General features: G+C 69.8%; 17 protein-coding genes and 2 pseudogenes. 10 read left to right on the plus strand and 9 right to left on the minus strand.

Features of this window, described 5'->3' with window-relative positions; all coding sequences use genetic code 11:
• Nucleotides 1-53: 53 nt before the first annotated feature.
• A complete protein-coding gene (locus IEZ20_RS30420; RefSeq protein ID WP_229896333.1) occupies nucleotides 54-1,391 on the plus strand; it encodes a DUF1996 domain-containing protein in 1,338 nt (445 codons plus the stop codon).
• A complete protein-coding gene (locus IEZ20_RS30425) occupies nucleotides 1,367-1,921 on the plus strand; it encodes a DUF305 domain-containing protein (RefSeq protein ID WP_189304592.1) in 555 nt (184 codons plus the stop codon). The genes IEZ20_RS30420 and IEZ20_RS30425 overlap by 25 nt, the downstream gene beginning before the upstream one ends.
• On the opposite strand, the gene IEZ20_RS40795 is transcribed toward IEZ20_RS30425, so the two are convergent.
• Nucleotides 1,914-2,069 carry a hypothetical protein gene (locus IEZ20_RS40795; protein ID WP_189304593.1) on the minus strand — a complete coding sequence of 52 codons (156 nt, stop codon included), beginning with the start codon at nucleotides 2,067-2,069 and terminating at the stop codon, nucleotides 1,914-1,916. The genes IEZ20_RS30425 and IEZ20_RS40795 overlap by 8 nt on opposite strands.
• A gap of 416 nt (nucleotides 2,070-2,485) precedes the next feature.
• Between IEZ20_RS40795 and IEZ20_RS30435 the strand changes: the two genes are divergently transcribed.
• Both IEZ20_RS30435 and IEZ20_RS30440 read left to right on the plus strand, forming a co-directional pair.
• Nucleotides 2,486-2,659, plus strand: coding sequence for a hypothetical protein (locus IEZ20_RS30435; protein ID WP_189304595.1), 174 nt, complete (start codon nucleotides 2,486-2,488; stop codon nucleotides 2,657-2,659).
• 866 nt (nucleotides 2,660-3,525) lie between these two features.
• Nucleotides 3,526-3,918: a hypothetical protein gene (locus IEZ20_RS30440; protein WP_189304596.1), complete on the plus strand. Its 393-nt coding sequence runs from the start codon at nucleotides 3,526-3,528 to the stop codon at nucleotides 3,916-3,918.
• Between the two features lie 441 nt (nucleotides 3,919-4,359).
• Here the strand turns inward: IEZ20_RS30440 and IEZ20_RS30445 are convergent, their stop codons facing one another.
• The 3 genes from IEZ20_RS30445 to IEZ20_RS30455 all read right to left on the minus strand — a co-directional run bounded on the left by IEZ20_RS30445 (nucleotide 4,360) and on the right by IEZ20_RS30455 (nucleotide 6,867).
• Nucleotides 4,360-5,247 (minus strand): helix-turn-helix transcriptional regulator, encoded by an 888-nt coding sequence (locus tag IEZ20_RS30445; protein WP_189304598.1) that lies wholly within the window; start codon nucleotides 5,245-5,247, stop codon nucleotides 4,360-4,362.
• Between the two features lie 70 nt (nucleotides 5,248-5,317).
• Nucleotides 5,318-6,292, minus strand: coding sequence for an SDR family NAD(P)-dependent oxidoreductase (locus IEZ20_RS30450; RefSeq protein WP_229896334.1), 975 nt, complete (start codon nucleotides 6,290-6,292; stop codon nucleotides 5,318-5,320).
• A 170-nt stretch (nucleotides 6,293-6,462) separates the two neighbouring features.
• A complete protein-coding gene (locus tag IEZ20_RS30455) occupies nucleotides 6,463-6,867 on the minus strand; it encodes a winged helix-turn-helix transcriptional regulator (RefSeq protein ID WP_189304600.1) in 405 nt (134 codons plus the stop codon).
• Nucleotides 6,868-7,011: 144 nt separating this feature from the next.
• Here IEZ20_RS30455 and IEZ20_RS30460 point away from each other — a divergent pair, with 144 nt between their 5' ends.
• The gene (locus IEZ20_RS30460; RefSeq protein ID WP_189304602.1) at nucleotides 7,012-7,884 is read left to right on the plus strand and encodes an SDR family oxidoreductase; all 873 of its coding nucleotides are present in this window, start codon (nucleotides 7,012-7,014) and stop codon (nucleotides 7,882-7,884) included.
• Between the two features lie 130 nt (nucleotides 7,885-8,014).
• Here IEZ20_RS30460 and IEZ20_RS40625 read toward each other — a convergent pair.
• From IEZ20_RS40625 to IEZ20_RS30475, 3 genes and pseudogenes are all read right to left on the minus strand, one after another.
• A pseudogene (locus IEZ20_RS40625) lies at nucleotides 8,015-8,263 on the minus strand (helix-turn-helix domain-containing protein); the annotation flags it as partial.
• Between the two features lie 132 nt (nucleotides 8,264-8,395).
• Entirely contained in the window at nucleotides 8,396-8,911 is a 516-nt protein-coding gene (locus IEZ20_RS30470) for a SigE family RNA polymerase sigma factor (protein ID WP_229896335.1), read from the minus strand.
• Between the two features lie 222 nt (nucleotides 8,912-9,133).
• Entirely contained in the window at nucleotides 9,134-9,664 is a 531-nt protein-coding gene (locus IEZ20_RS30475) for a peptidoglycan-binding domain-containing protein (RefSeq protein WP_189304606.1), read from the minus strand.
• A gap of 408 nt (nucleotides 9,665-10,072) precedes the next feature.
• On the opposite strand from IEZ20_RS30475, the pseudogene IEZ20_RS40805 reads away from it, so the two are divergent.
• The 3 genes and pseudogenes from IEZ20_RS40805 to IEZ20_RS30485 form a co-directional block, all read left to right on the plus strand.
• A pseudogene (locus tag IEZ20_RS40805) lies at nucleotides 10,073-13,345 on the plus strand (nSTAND1 domain-containing NTPase); the annotation flags it as partial.
• Between the two features lie 7 nt (nucleotides 13,346-13,352).
• The gene (locus IEZ20_RS40000; protein ID WP_229896347.1) at nucleotides 13,353-13,628 is read left to right on the plus strand and encodes a WD40 repeat domain-containing protein; all 276 of its coding nucleotides are present in this window, start codon (nucleotides 13,353-13,355) and stop codon (nucleotides 13,626-13,628) included.
• 539 nt (nucleotides 13,629-14,167) lie between these two features.
• A complete protein-coding gene (locus IEZ20_RS30485) occupies nucleotides 14,168-15,289 on the plus strand; it encodes an FAD-dependent oxidoreductase (RefSeq protein ID WP_189304608.1) in 1,122 nt (373 codons plus the stop codon).
• A 191-nt stretch (nucleotides 15,290-15,480) separates the two neighbouring features.
• Here the strand turns inward: IEZ20_RS30485 and IEZ20_RS40005 are convergent, their stop codons facing one another.
• Nucleotides 15,481-15,897: a class I SAM-dependent methyltransferase gene (locus IEZ20_RS40005; protein ID WP_229896336.1), complete on the minus strand. Its 417-nt coding sequence runs from the start codon at nucleotides 15,895-15,897 to the stop codon at nucleotides 15,481-15,483.
• A gap of 341 nt (nucleotides 15,898-16,238) precedes the next feature.
• A complete protein-coding gene (locus IEZ20_RS30495) occupies nucleotides 16,239-16,754 on the minus strand; it encodes a hypothetical protein (protein WP_189304611.1) in 516 nt (171 codons plus the stop codon).
• 135 nt (nucleotides 16,755-16,889) lie between these two features.
• Here IEZ20_RS30495 and IEZ20_RS30500 point away from each other — a divergent pair, with 135 nt between their 5' ends.
• Nucleotides 16,890-18,164: a sensor histidine kinase gene (locus tag IEZ20_RS30500; RefSeq protein WP_189304613.1), complete on the plus strand. Its 1,275-nt coding sequence runs from the start codon at nucleotides 16,890-16,892 to the stop codon at nucleotides 18,162-18,164.
• Nucleotides 18,152-18,802: a response regulator transcription factor gene (locus IEZ20_RS30505; RefSeq protein WP_189304615.1), complete on the plus strand. Its 651-nt coding sequence runs from the start codon at nucleotides 18,152-18,154 to the stop codon at nucleotides 18,800-18,802. Before IEZ20_RS30500 ends, IEZ20_RS30505 begins: the two co-directional genes overlap by 13 nt.
• Nucleotides 18,803-18,821 lie beyond the last annotated feature (19 nt).

Consider the following 18,821-nt stretch of genomic DNA (forward strand, 5'->3'; position numbering starts at 1 on the left):
CCCTCCGACGAGGAAGTGACATGCGCAGATACTCCTTATATCTCTATCCCGTCTTGGTCGGTGCCCTGGCGATCGCCCTGGCCGCCGCCCTGGGCATCACCCTCGGCGCCCCCGCCGCGCGGGCCGCCACGATCACCGTCCAGGCCGAGTCCTACGCGGCACAGTCCGGCGTCGCCCTGGAGCCGACCGCGGACATGGGCGGCGGGCAGAACGCTGCCTACCTCGCCGACGGCGACTGGATGCGGTTCGACCAGGTCGACCTCGGGGCGGCCGGCCGTCTGACGGTGTCGGCGCGCGTGGCCTCCGCCACGGGCACCGGTTCCGTCGAGCTGCGCACCGGTTCCCTGACCGGACCCCTGCTCGCCGTGGTCCAGATCAGCCCCACCGGGGGCTGGCAGACCTGGGCGACCCGCAGCGCCGACGTCACCACCCACCCGACCGGACCCCAGACCGTGTTCGCGGTGCTGCGCAGCACCACGCCCGGCGACTTCGTCAACATCAACTGGTTCTCGTTCGTCAGCGGCGGCGACGAGCCCGCGCCGGGCTGGGTCGACGTCGACCAGGCCAAGTGGCAGGCCCAGCTGACCCAGTTCCGGGCCATGACCCCGGCGCCGGTGCCCGCCGACGCGGTCCGCGTCCCCGAGTTCAACGCCACCTGCACCTACAGCCACTCCAAGCCGGACGACCCGATCGTCGCCCCCGGACTGCCGGGCGCGTCCCACATGCACAGCTTCTTCGGCAACAAGAGCACCGACGCCTTCACCACGACCCAGAGCCTGCTGGGCAACACGGGCACGAGCTGCACACCCGCCAAGGACCTCTCCGCCTACTGGATCCCCACGCTCTACGAGCGCGGCAAGGCGGTCGAGCCCGACGGGATGATCGTCTACTACGGGTCGCGGTTGCCCGACCCCACGGCGACCGTGCCGTTCCCGCAGGGCTTCCGCATGATCGCCGGCAACGCCAAGCTGCAGGTGGCGACCCCGGCCGGCTCGCCCAACCAGTTCTGGTGTGCCGGACCGGGCGGCGAGACCGGCCGCAGCACCGACGGCAACTGGCCGCTGTGCGCGCCGACCGCCAAGCTGGTGTACCAGCTGGTGTTCCCGGACTGCTGGGACGGCAAGCACCTCGACAGCCCGGACCACAAGTCGCACGTCGCCTTCACCTACGACGGCAAGTGCAGCGGCGCCTACCCGGTCGCCATCCCGTCGGTCTCGTTCGTCATCAGCTACCCGACCAGCGGGAGCGCCGACGGGTTCTCCCTGGCATCGGGCATGGCCTCGTCCATCCACGGGGACTTCTTCAACGCCTGGGACACCGCGGCCCTGGGGCAGCGTGTGAAGGACTGCATCGTGCAGAGCGCCAAGTGCAACTCTGCCGGAACGTTCTGACCCGGCGGACGGCGGCCGCCCTGCTCCTGGGCCTGGCGGTCGCCGACTGCACCCCGCAGCCGGCGGCCGACCGGCCCGCGCCCGCCGCCTTCAACGACACCGACACCGCGTGGATCCAGCTGATGATCCCCATGGACGAACGGGCCGAGCTGCTCACCGACTTGGCGCCCGCACACGCCGGCCGCCCGGCCCTGGCCGGGTGGGTGAAGGACGCGGGAAGGAGACTCGAGGACGAACTCGTCGATCTGCGAGAGCTGTTGAGGCTCTCGGGCGTGCCCGACACCCGTCCCCACGAGGGCCACAACATGCCCGGCATGGTCAGCCTCGACACGGTGCGCAGGGCGAAGACCGTGTCCGGGGAGAACTTCGACCGCCTCCTCACCGAGAGCATGCGGGCCCACCTCGTGCAGGTCCGCATGCTGTGTGCGAGCGAACGCACGTCGGGGAGCGCCGAGCAGGCGAAGGACCTCGCCGCCGCGATCGAACGGACTGCGGCCGAGCAGATCACGCGCCTCGACACGGTCACGTGAGGCCGCCGGCGCCCGGGCCGTCACCGTCGGCCGGGGGCGGAGCCGCCGACACGCACCGCCCCCCGAACGTGAAGAACTCGATCACCCGCTCCAGCCCCTTCTCGCCGAACGACGTCTCCAGGCTGACGGCGGACTCGGCGGCGGACACCTCGCTGCGCCCGAAGAGCGCCTCCCCGTACGCGGCGAGGGCCGCCCCCGGGCCGCCCGAGCGGGCGGCGACGGCCCCGGCGAGCTCGCCTCGCCAGGTCGGCGCCCCCGCCGCCGAAGCGGAACATCGGGTGGGCCGCGTCGCCGAGCAGGGTCACGCCGGGGGACACGGTCCCAGCGGCGCCAGACGACAGGGGGGACCGCAGTTGATGGTGGTCAAGCGTGAGGAGAACCCGGCGGGGTCGTCGAACAACCTGCGTGGTGACGTGCTGCGCGTGCTCGGGGTGCTGAAGGCTGCGACGGTCGAACAGATCCAGCAGATTTCAGCCCCGCACCTGAGCTACCGGCACACCGACAAGCCGACCCCGTCGAAGCGGAAGCAGGCCCGCACCGCCTCCCACAACGGCGCGCTGTCCGATGTGCGCAAGCACGGTCTGGCGGAGAACGGCGGGCAGCTCCCGGGCGGGGGACACGCTGCGCAACCTGACGCCCATGGGCCTGAAGGCCGCCGCTCGCGAGCTCGACCGGCTGGCGGGGGAGATGGACGACCCGGCCCGCGGCGCCGGGCGCGCCGGTGCCTTGCACCCGTAGACCGTCAACGAAGCCGTACTCGCCCTGCTGCGCCCGAAGCCGGACCTGTCCCAGCTTCTGCGCGGCGGCGCGGACATCGGCCGGCTCGCCTGTGTGATCCAAGCCTGGCAAGGGAGGCGCCCAGGCGGACATCGTCATCACCGCGCCCGAGGACGGGGTGCCGCCGTCGTTCGTGGAGATCGACAATTGCCTCGAGTCCGCCCAGGCCCTCACCGCGAAGATCGACAAGTACATGCGGTTCGGCCCGCGCAACCGCCGCCACTGAACGGGCCACGACCACCGTGAACCCCGAGCTCAGCCCGCTGACCTGCAACGAGACCCTACGACTGTTCGCAGCCCTGCTTGCGCCGGCCCGTCACATCGCCCACCGCCTGCACTGGTCCCCACAGGGAGCCGCCGACACCAAGCACGCTCCCGTGCCAGCCAGGAGACAGGGGTGAGCGGGGAAGTGCCCCGCACTCGACCTGGAATCGAACCCGTGAACGATCATTAGTCGTCCCGTCTTGACCTGCTCCACTTCCCACGCCGCGCTGTGGTCCAGCAGGCGACCGCGGCAGATCGACAGGTGGATCGCCGACGAGGAGCGGCGGTCGCCGCCACCGGCCTGGTCAGCCGGGGCAGGCCCTCGATGCCCTGCGGCCCCGCGATCCCGCTCGCCGTCGCTGACGCCCCAAGGAGCGGCTGGAGGGGATGCGGTACGCGGCGGTATGCCAGCACCCCAGGCGGGTGGCATCTGGCCGTACATGAATAGCGCAGTGCGCGAGCATGCCAAAAGATGATCACGACCAGCCCCCGCGCTGTGCATCGTCCCGGCGGGGGACCACTGCCTTACGGGGTCGGCGCTGCCGTCCCTGATGGAGGGCTACATGGCACTCGCATTCCGAGTAATTCGCTTCGATCTCGACGACGTTCGCATCGGGAAGCCTGCAGAAAGGAGGGAGAAGTTCTACTTCGAGGACGCACGCATTCGCCGGGACTACAAGGGAAACCGCGCCGTTGACGTGGCCATCAAATCGTTCGATCTGGTGGCTCACAGCACCGCGGGCGCGGGCGACGAATTCTGGTTTGGTCGCCAACAGGTAAGTGTGGACGTCAACCAGCACGGCCATCAGGACGGCGAAGTGACACTCAGCGTCTACTTGCGGCCCTCACCCGCCTATGAAGGCAGCAGGGCGTACAACATCACCTACTCGGCGACCGTCGAAGCTCTGGTCATCGCGGAGCTGGAAGGAATGCCGGACGGCTTCCCCGAGCGCTGACCCGCTATGAGCCCGTACCGCCACCAGCGGTGCGGGTACACCGCACTTGCACCCCAATCGCGGCGCCGAGGTCTAGCAGCACGAACAACAGCGCCCCCGGACCAAGGAAGGGCGCTGCTGCTGGGTGCTCGGGCTCTATGCCTTGTGATCGACCCCAGGGCGGTCATGAACCGCTTGCCCTCGGTGGCGGTCGCGACTGCCGGGCAGGCCGGGGCAGCAGGCATGGCGGGCGGACCGATCGGGAGAGGTGGATCACGCCACCCCGTCGTGTGCTGCACTCGCCTCGGCGAGCGGGGCTCGCCACGCCACACGGAATCGGCCGGGACCTGGCCTGCCGGTCTACGGTGCTCCATTCGTCGATGTGCTGGTCGGGGCATTGACCGATGGCGCGACTGACGCAGGTGTGGGTCGCCGGCGGTGAGGCGCGGACTGCCCAGAAGGTCAGCGAGCGCGGTCGTCGTCCGGCATCGGGGAGGGGGCGGGTGCCTCAGTGGCCCAGGCCAGCAGCATCCGCAGGCCGTCGTGCGATGGGCTGCCCGGCTCGGCGGCATACGTGATCAGGGCCTGATCAGGGTCGTCCGCTGCGCGCAGGGTCTCGTAGGCCAGTTCCAGCTGGCCGACCACCGGATGACGGAATCGCTTGGTCCCCGAGGTCTTGTCCTGCACCGGGTGCTCAGCCCACCAGCGACGGAAGTCCTCGCTCTTCATCGACAGTTCGCCGATCAGGCTCGCCAACTGGGGGTCCTCGGGGTGCCGTCCCGCGTCCAGGTGGAGGTAGGCGACGTTCTCGCGGGCGCACGAGGTCCAGTCCGCATATAGTTCCCGGGACGTCTCGTCGAGGAAAGTGATCCGGGCGATGTTGCGCTCGGTTCGGTCCAGGGCCGCGTAGTCGCCGAAGAGGGCGACCGCTGCCGTGTTCCAGGCCAGTATGTCCATGCGCCGGCCCATCACCATCGCCGGCATGTCCACCAGATCGTCCAGCAACCGCTGGAGCATGGGTCGCACGCGTTGCGGCCGGGCCTGGCGCCGGGGAGCGTGCCGGGCGGCGGACTGAGGTCGGGCAAGGCGGTGCAGGTGCCGCCGGGCATCCCCATCCAGCCGCAGGGCGCGGGCGAGGGCGTCGAGAACCGCGCCCGAGGGGTTGGGCACGCGGCCCTGTTCCATCCGGGTGTAGTAGTCGACGCTCACTCCGGCGAGCTGCGCGATCTCCTCGCGGCGCAGGCCCGCGACCCGGCGCTGGCCGCCGAAGTCCGGCAGGGCAACGTCCTCGGGATGCAGGAGGGAGCGGCGGGTGCGGAGGAACTCGCCCAGGTTGATCGCTGTGCTCATACGACGATTGTGGCCGGTCGTTATGGGTGGCTGCCTGGCCCTGCCGGGGCCAGGCAGCCACCACCCGCCGTCAGGAGGCGGGGATGGCGGTCACCAGGCCCCCGTCGACGGCGATGTCCTGGGCGGTGATGTACGACGACCGCGGGGAGAGGAGGAAGGCCACGGTCTCGGCGATGTCCTGGGCCTGGCCCAGCCGCCCCAGGGGCACCTGGGAGCGGATGGCGTCGTGCGAGGCAGGGTCCGGGTTGGCGGCATCGAACATCTCGGTCACGATGTAACCCGGGCTGATCGAATTGACCCGGATACCGCGCCCGGCGAGATCACTGCCCAGCGTGCGGGCCAGATTGTGGACGGCGGCCTTGGTGGCCGCGTACACCGGTGCGACGGCCAGGCCCCGGTGCAGGGTCCACGAGGCATTGATCACGATGGAACCGCCACCCGCCGCCTCCAGCAGCGGCAGAACCTTCTGAACCGTGAAGAACACCCCCTTGAAGTTGACGTCGACGCTGAGGTCGAAGTCCTGCTCAGTGACCTCGCCACTGCGCTGGAACACTCCGACCCCGGCATTGGCGAACACCCCGTCCAGGCGTCCGTGGCGTTCACGGATCAGGGCGGCCAAGCGGTCGAGATCCGTGAGGCTGGCGGAGTCGGCCCGGACCGTGAACAGCCGGGCACCCTGGTCGGACACCTTGTCCAGTTGTTCGGCCGCGCGGTCGAGGCGGGCATCGTCGCGGCCGGTGATGACGGTATCGGCGCCGGCTTCCAGGAGCAGACGCGCGGTGGCCAAGCCCATCCCGCTGGTTCCGCCGGTGATCAGGACGACCCGGTTGTGGAAGCCGGTCACATCGTTGTTGCTGTCGGTCATGACCACAGCTTCGCCACCGACCTTCGGGCCAACCAGGCCCCGAACAACCTGGGTCTCCAGAGCCCCCCTTCCGCAGGCAGCCGAGACAGCCGTCGCCCCGCCGCCCTGGACGTCCAACGATGCGACACGCACCACCCGGCCCTGGGCGTCAACCCCCGAAGGACTTCCGGAGCCGACCACTTAGGAACAGTGGGACTGTCACAGAGCCGGTGCCGTCTCGGTCGAGAGGATGGCGTCGGGGCGTTACTGAGGTTGAACTCGCGATGTCGCCGGGTTGCTCAGGTGAGTCTGATTGTCGGGCCGGTCTCGGCGAGGCAGCCGTCTATGACCAGACCGCCGGCCGCCGCCGATTACCTGCTGTGCTCAGTGCGGTCGTCATACTCTTCGCGGGCGGTGATGACTTCTCCGATGTGCAGCACGGACCACTCCGTGAGCGCCTTCAGCGGTTCCCGCAGCGTCTGGCCGAGCGCGGTCAGCTCATACTCCACGTGCGGCGGCACCTCTGGGTAGACGGTCCGGCTGACCAGCCCGTCGCGTTCGAGGGTGCGCAGCGTCTGGGTGAGCATCTTCTCGCTCACGCCCGCCAGCGCCTGCCGGAGCTGGCCGAACCGGGAGGTCCCGTTCCGGCCGAGTTCGCCCAGCACGAGGACCGCCCACTTGCTGCCGATCTGGTCAAGCAGGTCCCGCGACGGGCAGCCGCGCTCGTACGGATCGAATGACGGTATGGACCCGGTCACGTTCTCGACAGCAGCCATACGGCTCACCTCAATGCTTTCGCTCCGGTAAGTACCCTACCAATAAGTGGCTACTCCCCAACAGAGAGTGTCCAGGTCATTCTGTTTTCCATCCCGCCGCGGACGGACCGCGGCAGGCGTGCGAGGCACGCCCGGAAGGAAGGAATGACCACCATGCCGATCGTCGTCACCGGAGCCACCGGCCAGCTGGGCAGGCTCACCGTAGAGGCACTGCTGCGGCGCGGGATCCCGGCCGCGGACATCATCGCGACCGGCCGGGACATCGCCGGGATCAAGGATTTGGCCGACCGAGGCATCACGGTACGCCGCGCCGACTTCGCGGACACCGACGGCCTGGCCGAGGCATTCGCGGGGGCGGACAGGCTGCTGCTGATCTCGGCCTCGGTCCCCGTGGGCGAGCGGGTCGCCAACCACCGCCGCGTGATCGACGCCGCAGCGTCCGCAGGCGTGTCGCTGGTGGCGTACACGAGCACGACGCACGCGGACACGGCCACCACCATCATCGGCGCCACGCACGGCGAGACGGAGAAGTATCTGCGGGACCGCGGAATCCCCAGCGTGCTGCTGCGCAACGGCTGGTACCTGGAGAACTACACCAGCCAACTGCCGCAGATCCTGCAGAACGGCGCCGTCCTCGGCGCCGCAGGCGAGGGGCGGATCAGCGCCGCGTCCCGCGCCGACTACGCCGAGGCCGCAGCGGTCGTCCTCACCACCGAAGGCCACACCGGCGCCGTGTACGAGCTCGGCGGCGACGAATCCTTCACCCTGACTGAGCTCGCCGCCGCGATCTCCGCTGCAGCCGGAATGCAGGTTACCTACGCTGACCTCCCGGTGGCCGACTTCGCCCAGGCACTGGCCGCCGCGGGCCTACCCGCCGAGCTGGCGGAGGTCCTCGCCGACGCTGACCGCGGCATGAACCGCGGTGAGATGTACACCGATTCTGGCGACTTGCGCCGCCTGATCGGCCGCCCGCCCGTGACCCTGGCCGAGGCACTCGCGGCCGCCCTGCATGACTGAGGTTGAACTTGTGATGTGGCTGGGTCACTCAGGTGGGTCTGATTGCCAGGCCGGTCTCGGCGAGGCAGCCGTCTATGAGTTCGCTGCGGTACTGGATGTGCCGTAGGCCGCGCCGGATGCGCTGCACGAGGTCCAGCTGCGCGAACTGCTCCTGGCTCAGCCTCGGCAGCGATGCCGGCCCCTGCGACCGCAGGGCCCGCGGACCGCCCTCCTCCCACTTCTGCCGCCACCGTTGTACCGAGCGGACGTTGATGCGCAGGGCCCTGGCGATGACCGAACTCGCCTCGCCCTGGGCGAACCGCTCGGCCGCCTCGAGCCGTAACTCCTCGCGGAACTGCTGCCGTTCGGCAGTCAGCCCGCCTCCTTGTGGATACCGCATGCTCCGGTGAAACCGCACGGAGGACGAGCCATCAGCCTCTACGACACCACGAGTTCAACCTCAGTAGTGCCGACTGGACTACCGAGTGATCCGTCTCAGAAGGAGTTGAGCAGCTTCATCGTTTGCAGGTGTTCAAGCCAAGTCGGGGTCGCCGTGCTGCAGCTCCTGGCGGAGCTGGGCGAGCGCCCGGTGCAGTGTGCTCTTGACGGTTCCGGGCGCTATGCCGAGGGCGGTGGCCGTCTCGTCGGTAGACATCTGCTCCCAGTGTCGGAGCATCACGACGCTGCGCTGTTGCGGCGTCAGCCTCTTGATGATGTCCATCAGCAGCATGCGATCGGCGTACTGTTCGGTGCAGTCCTCGACGGGCGCGTCCGACAACTGCTCGATGGGGAGCTCCTGCACTTTCCGTGCCCGCCACCACTCCGTCCGGGTGTTGATCATGACGCGGCGAACATAGGCGTCCGCGAGCTGCTTGTCCGCTATGCCACCCCAGCGACCACACGTTCGCAATAACGCGGTCTGGAGTAGATCCTGAGCGGCGAACGGGTCGGGCACCAGGCGGCGGGCCTTGCGCAGCAGTGTGTCCTGCCGCGTACGGACGTACTCCTCGAAGTTCAGTGCCGGGTCAGGGTCTGTACGCGCATGCACGGTTGGACGCCTTTCGTGGATGGCCGTGAACGGCAGGAGAACCGCGGCGCGGCCGATGCATACCCCCGTAAGACATCGGCCGCGCGTCGTGCGGTCTGGCGGAGAGGAACTCGTCGCCCGGCTCGCGATGTCCTTCGCACCGGCGAGCGAGGCTCAGAGCGGCATATGCCGGCCTGTCACCCTCGTGCGACCGTGAGGCCGCACGAGGAAGGTGCGCGGGGTTCAGCTGCAGGTCCGGTAGTCGTAGCCGGCGATCCGTCCGTTGCCGTCCCCGTCGTAGAAGTGATACCGGCCTTGGTCGTCTCGGGTGACGCTGATCGCATGGTCGGTGCCGATGTACGTGTCGACGGCTCCGTCGCCGTCCGTGTCCCGCAGCCAGTCGCCCGCCTTCCCGAAGGTCTCCTTTCCGACTACCCCGTCGGGGCCGGCCTCCCAGTCACTCTGCCACGCCTTGGTGGCGGCCTTGGTCTGGGAGCCGAAGACGCCGTCGATGTCCGAGGCGGAGGTGAGGTTGCCGTCCGCCCACAGGATCTTCTGCCACAGGCAGGTGGCGTTGGAGGCGGTGTTGGTGTCCGTCGACAGGATGCCCTCGTCGTCCCAGTCGTTCGAGAAGGCACCGGCGCCGTAGACGTAGGGCTGACCGCTGTAGGTACCGCTTGCGGAGGCCGGGGAGGCGCTCAGCGCCAAGGTTGCGGCGGTCAATGCGCCGATCGAGCATGCGATCAGCTTGGCCCGTGTCGTACGTGAAGTCACCGTGCTGCTCCTTTGCCGTGATTCCGATTGCCCTGAGCCTGCGCGGCGACGAACAGGGCCGGCGCCGAGCTGCTCGCTACGAGGCCTTTCGTCATCGAGTTCAGCGGGCCGGGGATTGAATGGGCAGCCGGTTTCGCCGCCCTGAACAATGGACTCGCTGCAGGTCGCGGGCACGGCGTTGCGGCGGTGGCCAAAGCAGACGCCTACGGATTGCGTTCCTGCCACGAGGTTGCGTACCTTGTCCGGCCTCGCGCCGCGTCCACGGGGGAAGCGGGCGGCTGGAGGGGTGAGCTGCCGATGGCGGGACGTCCTGAGAGCCCACTCGATCCCAGCACCGGGCCGGTGGCGCGGTTCGCGGCTGAGCTACGCAAACTCCGGACGGAGGCCGGAAGCCCGACCTAACGGGTGATGGCACAGCGCGCGGGTCAGGGGACCAGCACCCTGTCGCAGGCCGCCGGCGGCGAGCGGTTGCCGACCCTGCCCGTCGTGCTGGCCTACGTGAGGGCGTGCGGCGGTGATCCGGAGGAGTGGGAGGGACGTTGGCGGCAGGCGGCCGCTGAAGTAGCGGCGGAACCCCGGGCCGGAGATGAGGACGCTGGGCCTCCGTACAGGGGGCTGGCCCGTTTCGAGCCGGGCGACGCCGACCTGTTCTTCGGCCGCGACGAGCTCACCGACCGCCTGTTCGAGCTGACCCGTTCCCGTCGGTTCACCGCGGTGTTCGGCCCGTCGGGCAGCGGCAAGTCCTCTCTGCTGCGTGCCGGCCTCATCCCCCGCCTCCGTGTCTCGGACCCCGCCACCCGACAGCCGGCCGCGCTGCGCGTCCTCACCCCTGGCGAGCACCCTGTGCGCACCCACGAACACCGGCTGGCACCGAAGGACGGAAACGGCGACACGTGGCTGGTCGTGGACCAGTTCGAAGAGCTCTACACCCTGTGCCACGACCCGGACGAGCGCGACCAGTTCATCGACCGCCTCCTGGCCGCTACCGATCCCGGGAACAGACTGCGCGTCGTCATCTCCGTGCGAGCGGACTTCCTCGGCCGGTGCGCTGAACACCCTGCCCTGACCGGCGCCCTGCAGGACGGCACCGTGCTCGTCGGCCCTATGAGCCGGGACGAACTGCGCCAGGCCATCGTCAAACCCGCACAGACCGCGGGTCTGATCGTGGAACGGGGACTGACGACGCGCATTCTCAACGAGGTCGAAGGAGAACCCGGGGCCCTGCCGCTGATGTCGCATGCACTGCTGGAGACCTGGCGTCGTCGCAAAGGCCGCGCCCTCACCCGGGAGGCATACGAGGCCGCCGGCGGCCTGCACGGCGCCATCACCCGCACCGCCGAGGACGTCCACGCGAGCCTCACCCCGACGCAGGCCGATCTTGCCCGCCGCATTCTGCTGCGGCTGATCACCCCTGGTGCCGGAGCCCCGGACACCCGTCGGCCCGCCCAGCGCGAGGAGTTCGGCTTCGGTGACTCCGCCGACACCGCGATCGTCCTGAACCGTCTGGCTCGGGCGCGCCTGGTCACACTCGACGAGAACACGGTCGATATCGCCCATGAAACCCTCATCACCGGGTGGCCCCGACTGCGGCATTGGATCGACGAAGCCCGTGAGCGCCTGCGCCTGCACCGTCAACTCACCGAAGCCGCACAGGCCTGGCACAGCCTCAGCCGCGACCCCGGCGCGCTCTACCGCGGCACACGCCTCGCGGTGGCGGCGGAAGCCTTCACCGACCCCGGCGAACTGACCGCCCTGGAAAGGGCCTTTCTGGCGGCGAGCCTGGACGCACACCGCCAGGAACAGCGAGCGGCCACCCGTACCACCCGGCGGCTGCGTGCCCTCAGCGCCGCCCTGGCCGCCCTGGTACTGCTCGCCTCCGTAGCCGCTGTCACGGCCTTCGACCAACGCTCCACGGCTCGGAGTCAACGGGACATCGCCGTGTCCCGGCAACTCACCGCTGAGGCCGCCGAGTTACGCGGCGCGGACACGTCGTACAAGAACCAGAACGTGTCCGTTGCAGCCCAATTGGACATCGCCGCATATCGCATGCACCCGTCGCCGCAGGCCTATACGGATCTGGTGAACGCCACGGCGACTCCGCTGTTCTCCGACATCACCAAGCCGAGTCCGTACCAGGCACAGACGGCCGCGCTGAGCCCGGACGGGCACACCCTCGCCACCAAGGCGAGCGACGACACGATCCAACTGTGGGATGCCACCGTCCCCACCGCGCCCAAGCGCATCGGCCGTCACATCGGCGGCGACCTGATGGCGTTCAGCGCGCGAGGACATGTACTCGCCGTCGTCGTTGACGGCAAGGGCAGGAGCACCAAGGACGTGCTCCGCCTGTGGGACGTCACACATCCGGCCGACCCTACCGCGCTCAGCGCCCCTATCACCGTCGGCGACGTCAGCGCGCTCGCCTTCAGCGCCGACGGGCGGACACTGGCCATCACCGCCAACGTCGGCGACGACGCGGACGCACAAGTCCAGCTGTGGGACACCAGCCGGCCGGCCCACCCCCGCCGTGGCAGCCCCTTGCCGGGTGACGAGGCGGCGTTCAGTCCCACAGGGCACTCCCTGGCCATCGCGGACTCCGAAGGGGAGAGAGTTCAGCTGTGGGACGTCAACGGACCGGCCCATGTCACGCGCATCAGCAAGTCATTACCCGGCCGAAATGTGGCATTCAGCCCGCGTGGGCATGTGCTGGCCGCCTCAAGCGTCGTCAGCGAGGAATTCAGCGGCAGCATCCAGATGTGGGACATCACCCGGCCAGAACACCCCGAGCGCCTCGGCAGTCCTTTCCAGATACCCCACGACGACATCTCAACGATGACCTTCAGCCCCGACGGATACGTCCTCGCCACCGCGCAGGAGAATACCGTCCACCTGTGGAACGTCACGAGCGAGGACGGCCCTGTCGCCGTCGGCCAGCCTCTCGGCCAGGCCGAGGTCGGCTCCCTGGATTTCGGTCCCGACGGACGTACCCTGATCGCCGCCGCTGACACGGTCCGCGTGTGGACTCTTCCCCCCACCTTCATGACGGGCCACGGAGACCCCGTCGACGCGGTCTCCCTGAGCCCTGACGGAACCACTCTGGTCACAGCGAGCGACTCCTCCGACATCTTCGATGTCAGCACCCGTGGGGTCTCGCTGTGGGACGTCAGTGACCGCGCACACCCGCGGCGCCTCGGTGCCCACATGTTCGGAGTCACCGCAGCGTTCGCGCCGCGCGGCCGAGTCCTCGCCACGGCCGGCAGCGGCAGGATATGGCTGTGGGACACCAGCGACCCCGGCCACCCCAAGCAGCTCGGTCCTCCCCTACGCGTGGGGGGAAACTGGATCCCGTCGGTGACCTTCAGCCCCGACGGGCATACGCTCGCAGCTGCCGTCGAGCAGAGCGAGATCTACCGGTGGGACACCAGGGACCCCATGCGCCCCAAGCGGCTCGGCAAGCCACTCACCAGCACCACGGGCGACTTCACCGACGTGGCTTTCAGCTCCGACGGACGCGTCCTCGCCGGTACGAACTACGACGAGGGATCCTTCTGGGACACCAGAAATCCCATCCACCCCAGAAAGCTCGCCAACCGCCGCACCGGTCTCGGCCTGCTCATCGACGACGGTGCAAACTCCTTCGGAGGAGTGGCGTTCGGCCCCGACGGGCACACCCTCGCCACCGCTGGCGATGACGAGGATCTCCGGCTCTGGGACATCCCGAGGAGCGAGGCCCACGCTCCTTGGGAATCCGCTCAGGGAGCACTCCAAGCCCGTGTCCGCCGTTGCCTTCAGCGCCGACGGGCGTTTCCTCGCTACGGGCAGCGAAGACGGTACGGCCCGGCTGTGGGAGCTGAATCCCGACCGGGCCATCAGACGCATCTGCGCTGTCACGAAACACACTCTGACGGAGAAGGAGTGGCGGCAGTACCTCGGAGACATCGCCTACCAGCCGCCGTGCCCGTGAAGAACGATGGAGGTCAAATCGAGGTGCACATTCTCATGTCGTTCACCGAAGGATGGGGCAAGGTCTCCGCTCCTGCCCCTCTTCAACGAGGCGAGCCGTATCCGGGCCGTGCAGGGGTGTGCTCCCACAGCGCGCCAGGCGTGGAACAGGGCGGTCGAGACGATGACGGACGCCAGAAGACCGGAGCAGGCGGACGAAGTCCGCGCCCACCTGCCAAGCCTGCCTCGCCTCCGCTACCTGCCCCGGTCAGTGAACGTGCTCACTCGGAGGAGGGGAGAGGGGCGAGTCTTCGGTCGCTGGATGAACGTGGCTGGCGCGGTGCGTCGCAGCGTGAGCGGTCCCGGTCACCGCGAGGCGGATGCTGAGTTATAGTCACGAGGTCGCGAAAAACGATGTTCAGCGGTCCACCCGCCGGACATCGCTCGTACATCGATGCAGATGGTTCTGATCGGTGAGCGTCTCCTTGCCGAGATCGGGCATCCCGTCCGCTTTTGGCGCTGACCACCGCCGGCGCGTGTCGGCGCACAGAGGAGCGCAGCATGCAGAAGACCATCGCCATTGTCGGAGCGGGACTGGGCGGGCTGACGCTCGCGCGGGTGCTTCAGACTCACGGCGTCGCCGCGACGATCTACGAGGGTGAGGCTTCGGCGACGACCCGTGCGCAGGGCGGCCTGCTTGACATCCACGAAGTAACCGGACAAGTCGCGCTGCGCGCAGCTGGCCTGTACGAAGAGTTCCGCACTCTGGTCCGCCCGGGCGAGGACGCCAAGCGTGTGGTCGACCGCCACGGCACGATCCTGTTCGACATGCCTGCGGACCCCGGTTCGGCCCGTCCTGAGGTGGATCGTGGCGAACTCAGGCGCCTGCTCGTCGACTCGTTGACGCCCGGGACGATCAGGTGGGATCACAAGGTCACCTCGGTCCGGCATCTTCCGGAGGGCGGCTACGTCCTCACCTTCGCGGAAGGTTCCGCCACGCGCGCCGACATCCTCATCGGCGCGGACGGTGCCTGGTCGAGGGTGCGTCCGCTGCTCACCCCCGCCAAGCCCGTCTACAGCGGAACCTGCTTCATCGAGATCGCCCTCGCCTCGGGCGTCCAGGACTGTCAGGCGAGCGTGGCCGCGATCGGCAGCGGCACGCTGATGGCGGTCGCGCCGGACAAAGGCATCATCGCGCATCGCTATGCCGACGGGCACGTGCGCGGGTACGTGGCGCTGAACAAGCCCGAGGAATGGATGAGGTCGATCGACTTCGGTGACCCGTCCGCGGGCCTCCGCCAACTTGCCGACGAATTCGATGGCTGGTCGCCGTTGCTCACCGCCATCCTGACACAGAGCGACGTGAAACCGTGGCTCCGACCCATCTACGCCCTGCCCGTCGGGCTCACCTGGGACAGGGTGCCCGGCGTGACGCTCGTCGGCGACGCCGCGCATCTGATGTCGCCCTTCGCCGGCGAGGGCGCGAACCTCGCCATGTACGACGGCGCGGACCTGGCGAGCAAGCTGGTTGAGCACTCCGACATCGAGGTCGCGCTCACCGCCTACGAAGAGCGGCTGTTCCCGCGTAGTGGCGACGCCGCCAGCCGCTCGGCGCAAAACCTGGAGATCTTCTTCGGCCAGGAAGCACCGCAGAGCGTAGTCAATCTGTTCGATCACTCCTGACACCTCGGTCCGGGTTCGCGATCTTGTCGCGGACTCACGCAGCAGAAGCCGCAGGACTCCCCTCTCACCTTGCGGGGGCGCCGCAGTTTTCGTGGCTGGCCGCGGTGGGGGCGGAGCCCCCTCGCCTCCCGGAGCGGCCTACCGCGCGCCAGATTGTTCAGCTCGGTGATCGCGGTCCCTGCGTGCGGTGCTCACGCTTCCCCGTCGTTGGTGTCCCGGCCGCTGTGGGCGAGGCGCTCGCTCTGGTGGCCTGGCGCGTCGGCTCTGCGGGGTCGGAAGCGGGCGAGGCATGCGGGGCTTGGGCCGCGGCGCTCCGTCAGGTAGAGGCCGGTGGCGTCGGCGAGCCGGTGCAGCCGGCCGAAGGGGATCCAGTGCCGGTCGAAGTACTCGCCGATCACCAGCCGCCCCCTGGTGCCCACCCGTGCCGCCTTGCGCAGTACCCGATCCGGGTCGGGGATCTCGCCGAGCGCGGTCACGGCGTATACGGCGTCGAATGTCCCATGGGCGTAGGGCGCGTCCGAGCGGGTGGGCCTGATTGTCGCCAGGCCGTCGCGCTCGGCGCGGCTGCACATCACGTGGTCGAGCATCTCCTGCTGGATGTCGAGCACATCGAGCCGTCCCTCCGGCCCGAGCTGCGGGGCGACGTGCAGCGACTGCAGGCCCGTCCCGGGCCGATCTCCAGGATCCGCTCCCTCGATAGCGGCCGCAGTACGGCGTCCAGCCGGCCGACGGTCAGGAACGGCAACGGCACGTCGAGCAAGCCGCGTTGGGCGCACGGACAGGGCGCCGTGCGCCCAGCCACCAGGCGGCGGCCAACGCGGCGCCGACGCCCGCGGCGACCGCCCAGCGGGTCCGGGCCGGGATCGGGGCGACGGGGCGGTGGTGATGCGGTGCATGGTGTTTTCCGGTGGATCGATTCGGTCCGTGACATGTGGCTGGGCGGTCGGCGTCACGCGAGCCGTCTCAGCGCCCGCAGCGCCAGCCGGCCGCACAGCGCTGCGAGCGGCAGCTCGGCGCCGAGCGCCATGGCGACCGCGGCGGCGAAGTCGCCGCCCGGGGCCGCGGTCGTGGTGTCGAACCAGGCGTCCACCACAAGCAGCGCCGCGGTCGCGGCGGCTGCCAGGGCGTGCCGCCGGTCGCCGCGGGCGGCGAGGAGGCCGGTGGAGATCAGGCCGAGCGCCTCCAGCGCGTCGAGCCCGACCCAGGCGGCCGGCCAGTGCGCCGCCGTCGCGGTGGCCGGCAGGCCGGTGGCCAGCACGTACAGCCACGGCATCAGGGCGAGCCCGCAGGCGACCAGCAGCCCCCCGGCCCGCCGCATGCCCCGCGCCGGGCGCGGCTCCTCCGCCTCTTCGTGGAGCGGGATGGCCTCGGCGCGGTCGAAGCCCTCGGTACCGGCCATTTCCTCGTCGTACAACACCAGTTGACGCATCGTCTTCCCCCGCTCTCCGCCGGCTCTCCCCTTCACGTGCTCCACCCTCCGCCGCACACCAGGGCGCCGTCAGTCACGCAGGGTTCCGACCCGGGGTGGAGATAAGTGCACCCCCGAACCGGGCGAGAGCTTCATGGCACGGGGATGGCCTGCGGCTTTACCGTTCGACGCATGCAACTCACCACGTGGCTGCGACTGGTGCCGGGCCGATCGTTCCGCAGGGCGGGACACCGGACCGCGCTCGTCGCCGCAGGCCTGCCGCTCCACCTCGCCGTGGTGCCCCTGTGGCTCTGGCTGCTCGGCGCGATGGCGGCGTTGGTGCGCGCGCCCGTCGCGGTGGCCGTGACTCCGCTGCCCGTGCTGCTCACGCTCATGGTGACACCCCTGCTGACCGTGGGGCAGCGGCGGCGCTACCGGGCGCTCGTCGGCAAGGACCTCCCGCGTCCCGCCGTACCCGGGCCGGGACGCAACTGGAAGTCGGCGGTGCGCCGGCTGACCGGCCGGGCCTTGTGGCGGCAGGTCTGCTACCACGCCGTGGCGGGTCCGCTGCTGGCCGTCCTGGACCTCGCCGTCCTCGCCGTCTGGGCCGCCGCTCTCGTGGCCGCTTCCATCTACGTGTGGATCTGGGCGCTGCCCCCGCAGTGGCGGGTCACCGACCTCGGGTACACCACGCAGGCCGCGTACATCACCGCCGGCGGCCTCGCCCTGCTGTTCCTCGGGCCCCGGCTGACCGGCGCTCTGGTGCGGCTGGAGACCCGGGCGGCCGAGGTCCTGCTCGGTCCCAGCCGCACGGAGAAGTTGGCCCGCCGGGTCGCCGACCTCGCCGAGAGCCGGGCCGGCGTGCTCGACGCCGCCGACGCCGAGCGGCGGCGGATCGAGCGCGACCTGCACGACGGCGCGCAACAGCGCCTCGTCGCACTCGCCGTCAACCTGGGCCTGGCCAGGTCCACCCTCGGCGACCTGCCGGCGGATGCCCGCAAGGTGATCGACGAGGCGCACCGCGAGGCCAAGGAGGCGATCGCCGAGCTGAACGACCTGGTGCGAGGCCTGCATCCGGCCGTCCTTGAGGACCGCGGCCTCGACGCCGCGCTGTCCGGGGTCGCCGCCCGCCTCCCGATCCCGGTGCGCGTGGCGGTGGACCTGCCGCGGCGCCCCTCGCCCACGGTCGAGGCCGTCGCGTACTTCGTGGTCTCCGAAGCCCTGACGAACGTGGTCAAACACGCCCAGGCGACCCGGGTGGACGTGACCGTGGAGCGGATCGGGGAGACACTGCTGGTGGTCGTCGCGGACGACGGCGCGGGCGGCGCGGATCTCGCGGCGGCCGGTGGTGGCACCGGGCTCGCCGGGCTCGCCAAGCGCGTCGCGTCCGTCGACGGCACGTTCTCCTGCCGCAGCCCCGCCGGGGGCCCGACCGTCATCACCGTGGAGCTGCCGTGCGCGCCGTGATCGCCGAGGATTCCCTTTTGCTGCGCATCGGCGTGGTCAAGGTACTGGAGGCGGCCGGCTTCGAGATGTGCGCGCAGGTCGCCGACGCGGAAGGGCTGCTGGCGGCCGTCGAGGAGCACCGGCCCGACATCGCCGTGGTCGACGTGCGCATGCCGCCCGGCTTCACCGACGAGGGAGTGCGCGCCGCGCTGGTGATCCGCCGCCAGTACCCGAGTACCGCCGTGCTCCTGCTGTCGCAGTACGTGGAGGAGCGGTACGCAGCCGATCTGCTCGCCGCCAACACCTCGGGTGTCGGCTATCTGCTCAAGCAACGGGTCGCTGATGTCGAGGAGTTCGCCGAGGCGGTACGCCGGGTGGCAGCCGGCGGTACCGCGCTCGACCCGCAGGTCGTCGCGCAGCTGCTGGTGCGCCGGCACAGCGATCCGCTCGACCGGCTGACACCGCGCGAGCGGGAGGTGCTGGAGCTGATGGCGGGCGGCCGGTCCAACTCCGGCGTCGCCGCCGAGCTGGTCGTGAGCGAGAGCGCGGTCGCCAAGCACATCAACAGCATCTTCACCAAGCTCGACCTGCCCAGGGCCGACGCCGACCACCGCCGCGTCCTGGCGGTGCTGCGCTTCCTGGGCGTTGCGACCGCATAATGCGCGATCACGCCCCCAT

The sequence above is a fragment of the Streptomyces cinerochromogenes genome (assembly GCF_014648635.1).
GTDB classification, from domain to species: domain Bacteria; phylum Actinomycetota; class Actinomycetes; order Streptomycetales; family Streptomycetaceae; genus Streptomyces; species Streptomyces cinerochromogenes.

Coding starts and splice junctions, on each gene's coding strand:
- IEZ20_RS30445 (WP_189304598.1), bottom strand. CDS start 5,247: ATGAGCACAGCGATCAACCTGGGCGAGTTCCTCCGCACCCGCCGCTCC.
- IEZ20_RS30435 (WP_189304595.1), top strand. CDS start 2,486: ATGTGCGCAAGCACGGTCTGGCGGAGAACGGCGGGCAGCTCCCGGGCG.
- IEZ20_RS30440 (WP_189304596.1), top strand. CDS start 3,526: ATGGCACTCGCATTCCGAGTAATTCGCTTCGATCTCGACGACGTTCGC.
- IEZ20_RS40000 (WP_229896347.1), top strand. CDS start 13,353: ATGACGAGGATCTCCGGCTCTGGGACATCCCGAGGAGCGAGGCCCACG.
- IEZ20_RS30500 (WP_189304613.1), top strand. CDS start 16,890: ATGCAACTCACCACGTGGCTGCGACTGGTGCCGGGCCGATCGTTCCGC.
- IEZ20_RS30460 (WP_189304602.1), top strand. CDS start 7,012: ATGACCACCATGCCGATCGTCGTCACCGGAGCCACCGGCCAGCTGGGC.
- IEZ20_RS30485 (WP_189304608.1), top strand. CDS start 14,168: ATGCAGAAGACCATCGCCATTGTCGGAGCGGGACTGGGCGGGCTGACG.
- IEZ20_RS30455 (WP_189304600.1), bottom strand. CDS start 6,867: ATGGCTGCTGTCGAGAACGTGACCGGGTCCATACCGTCATTCGATCCG.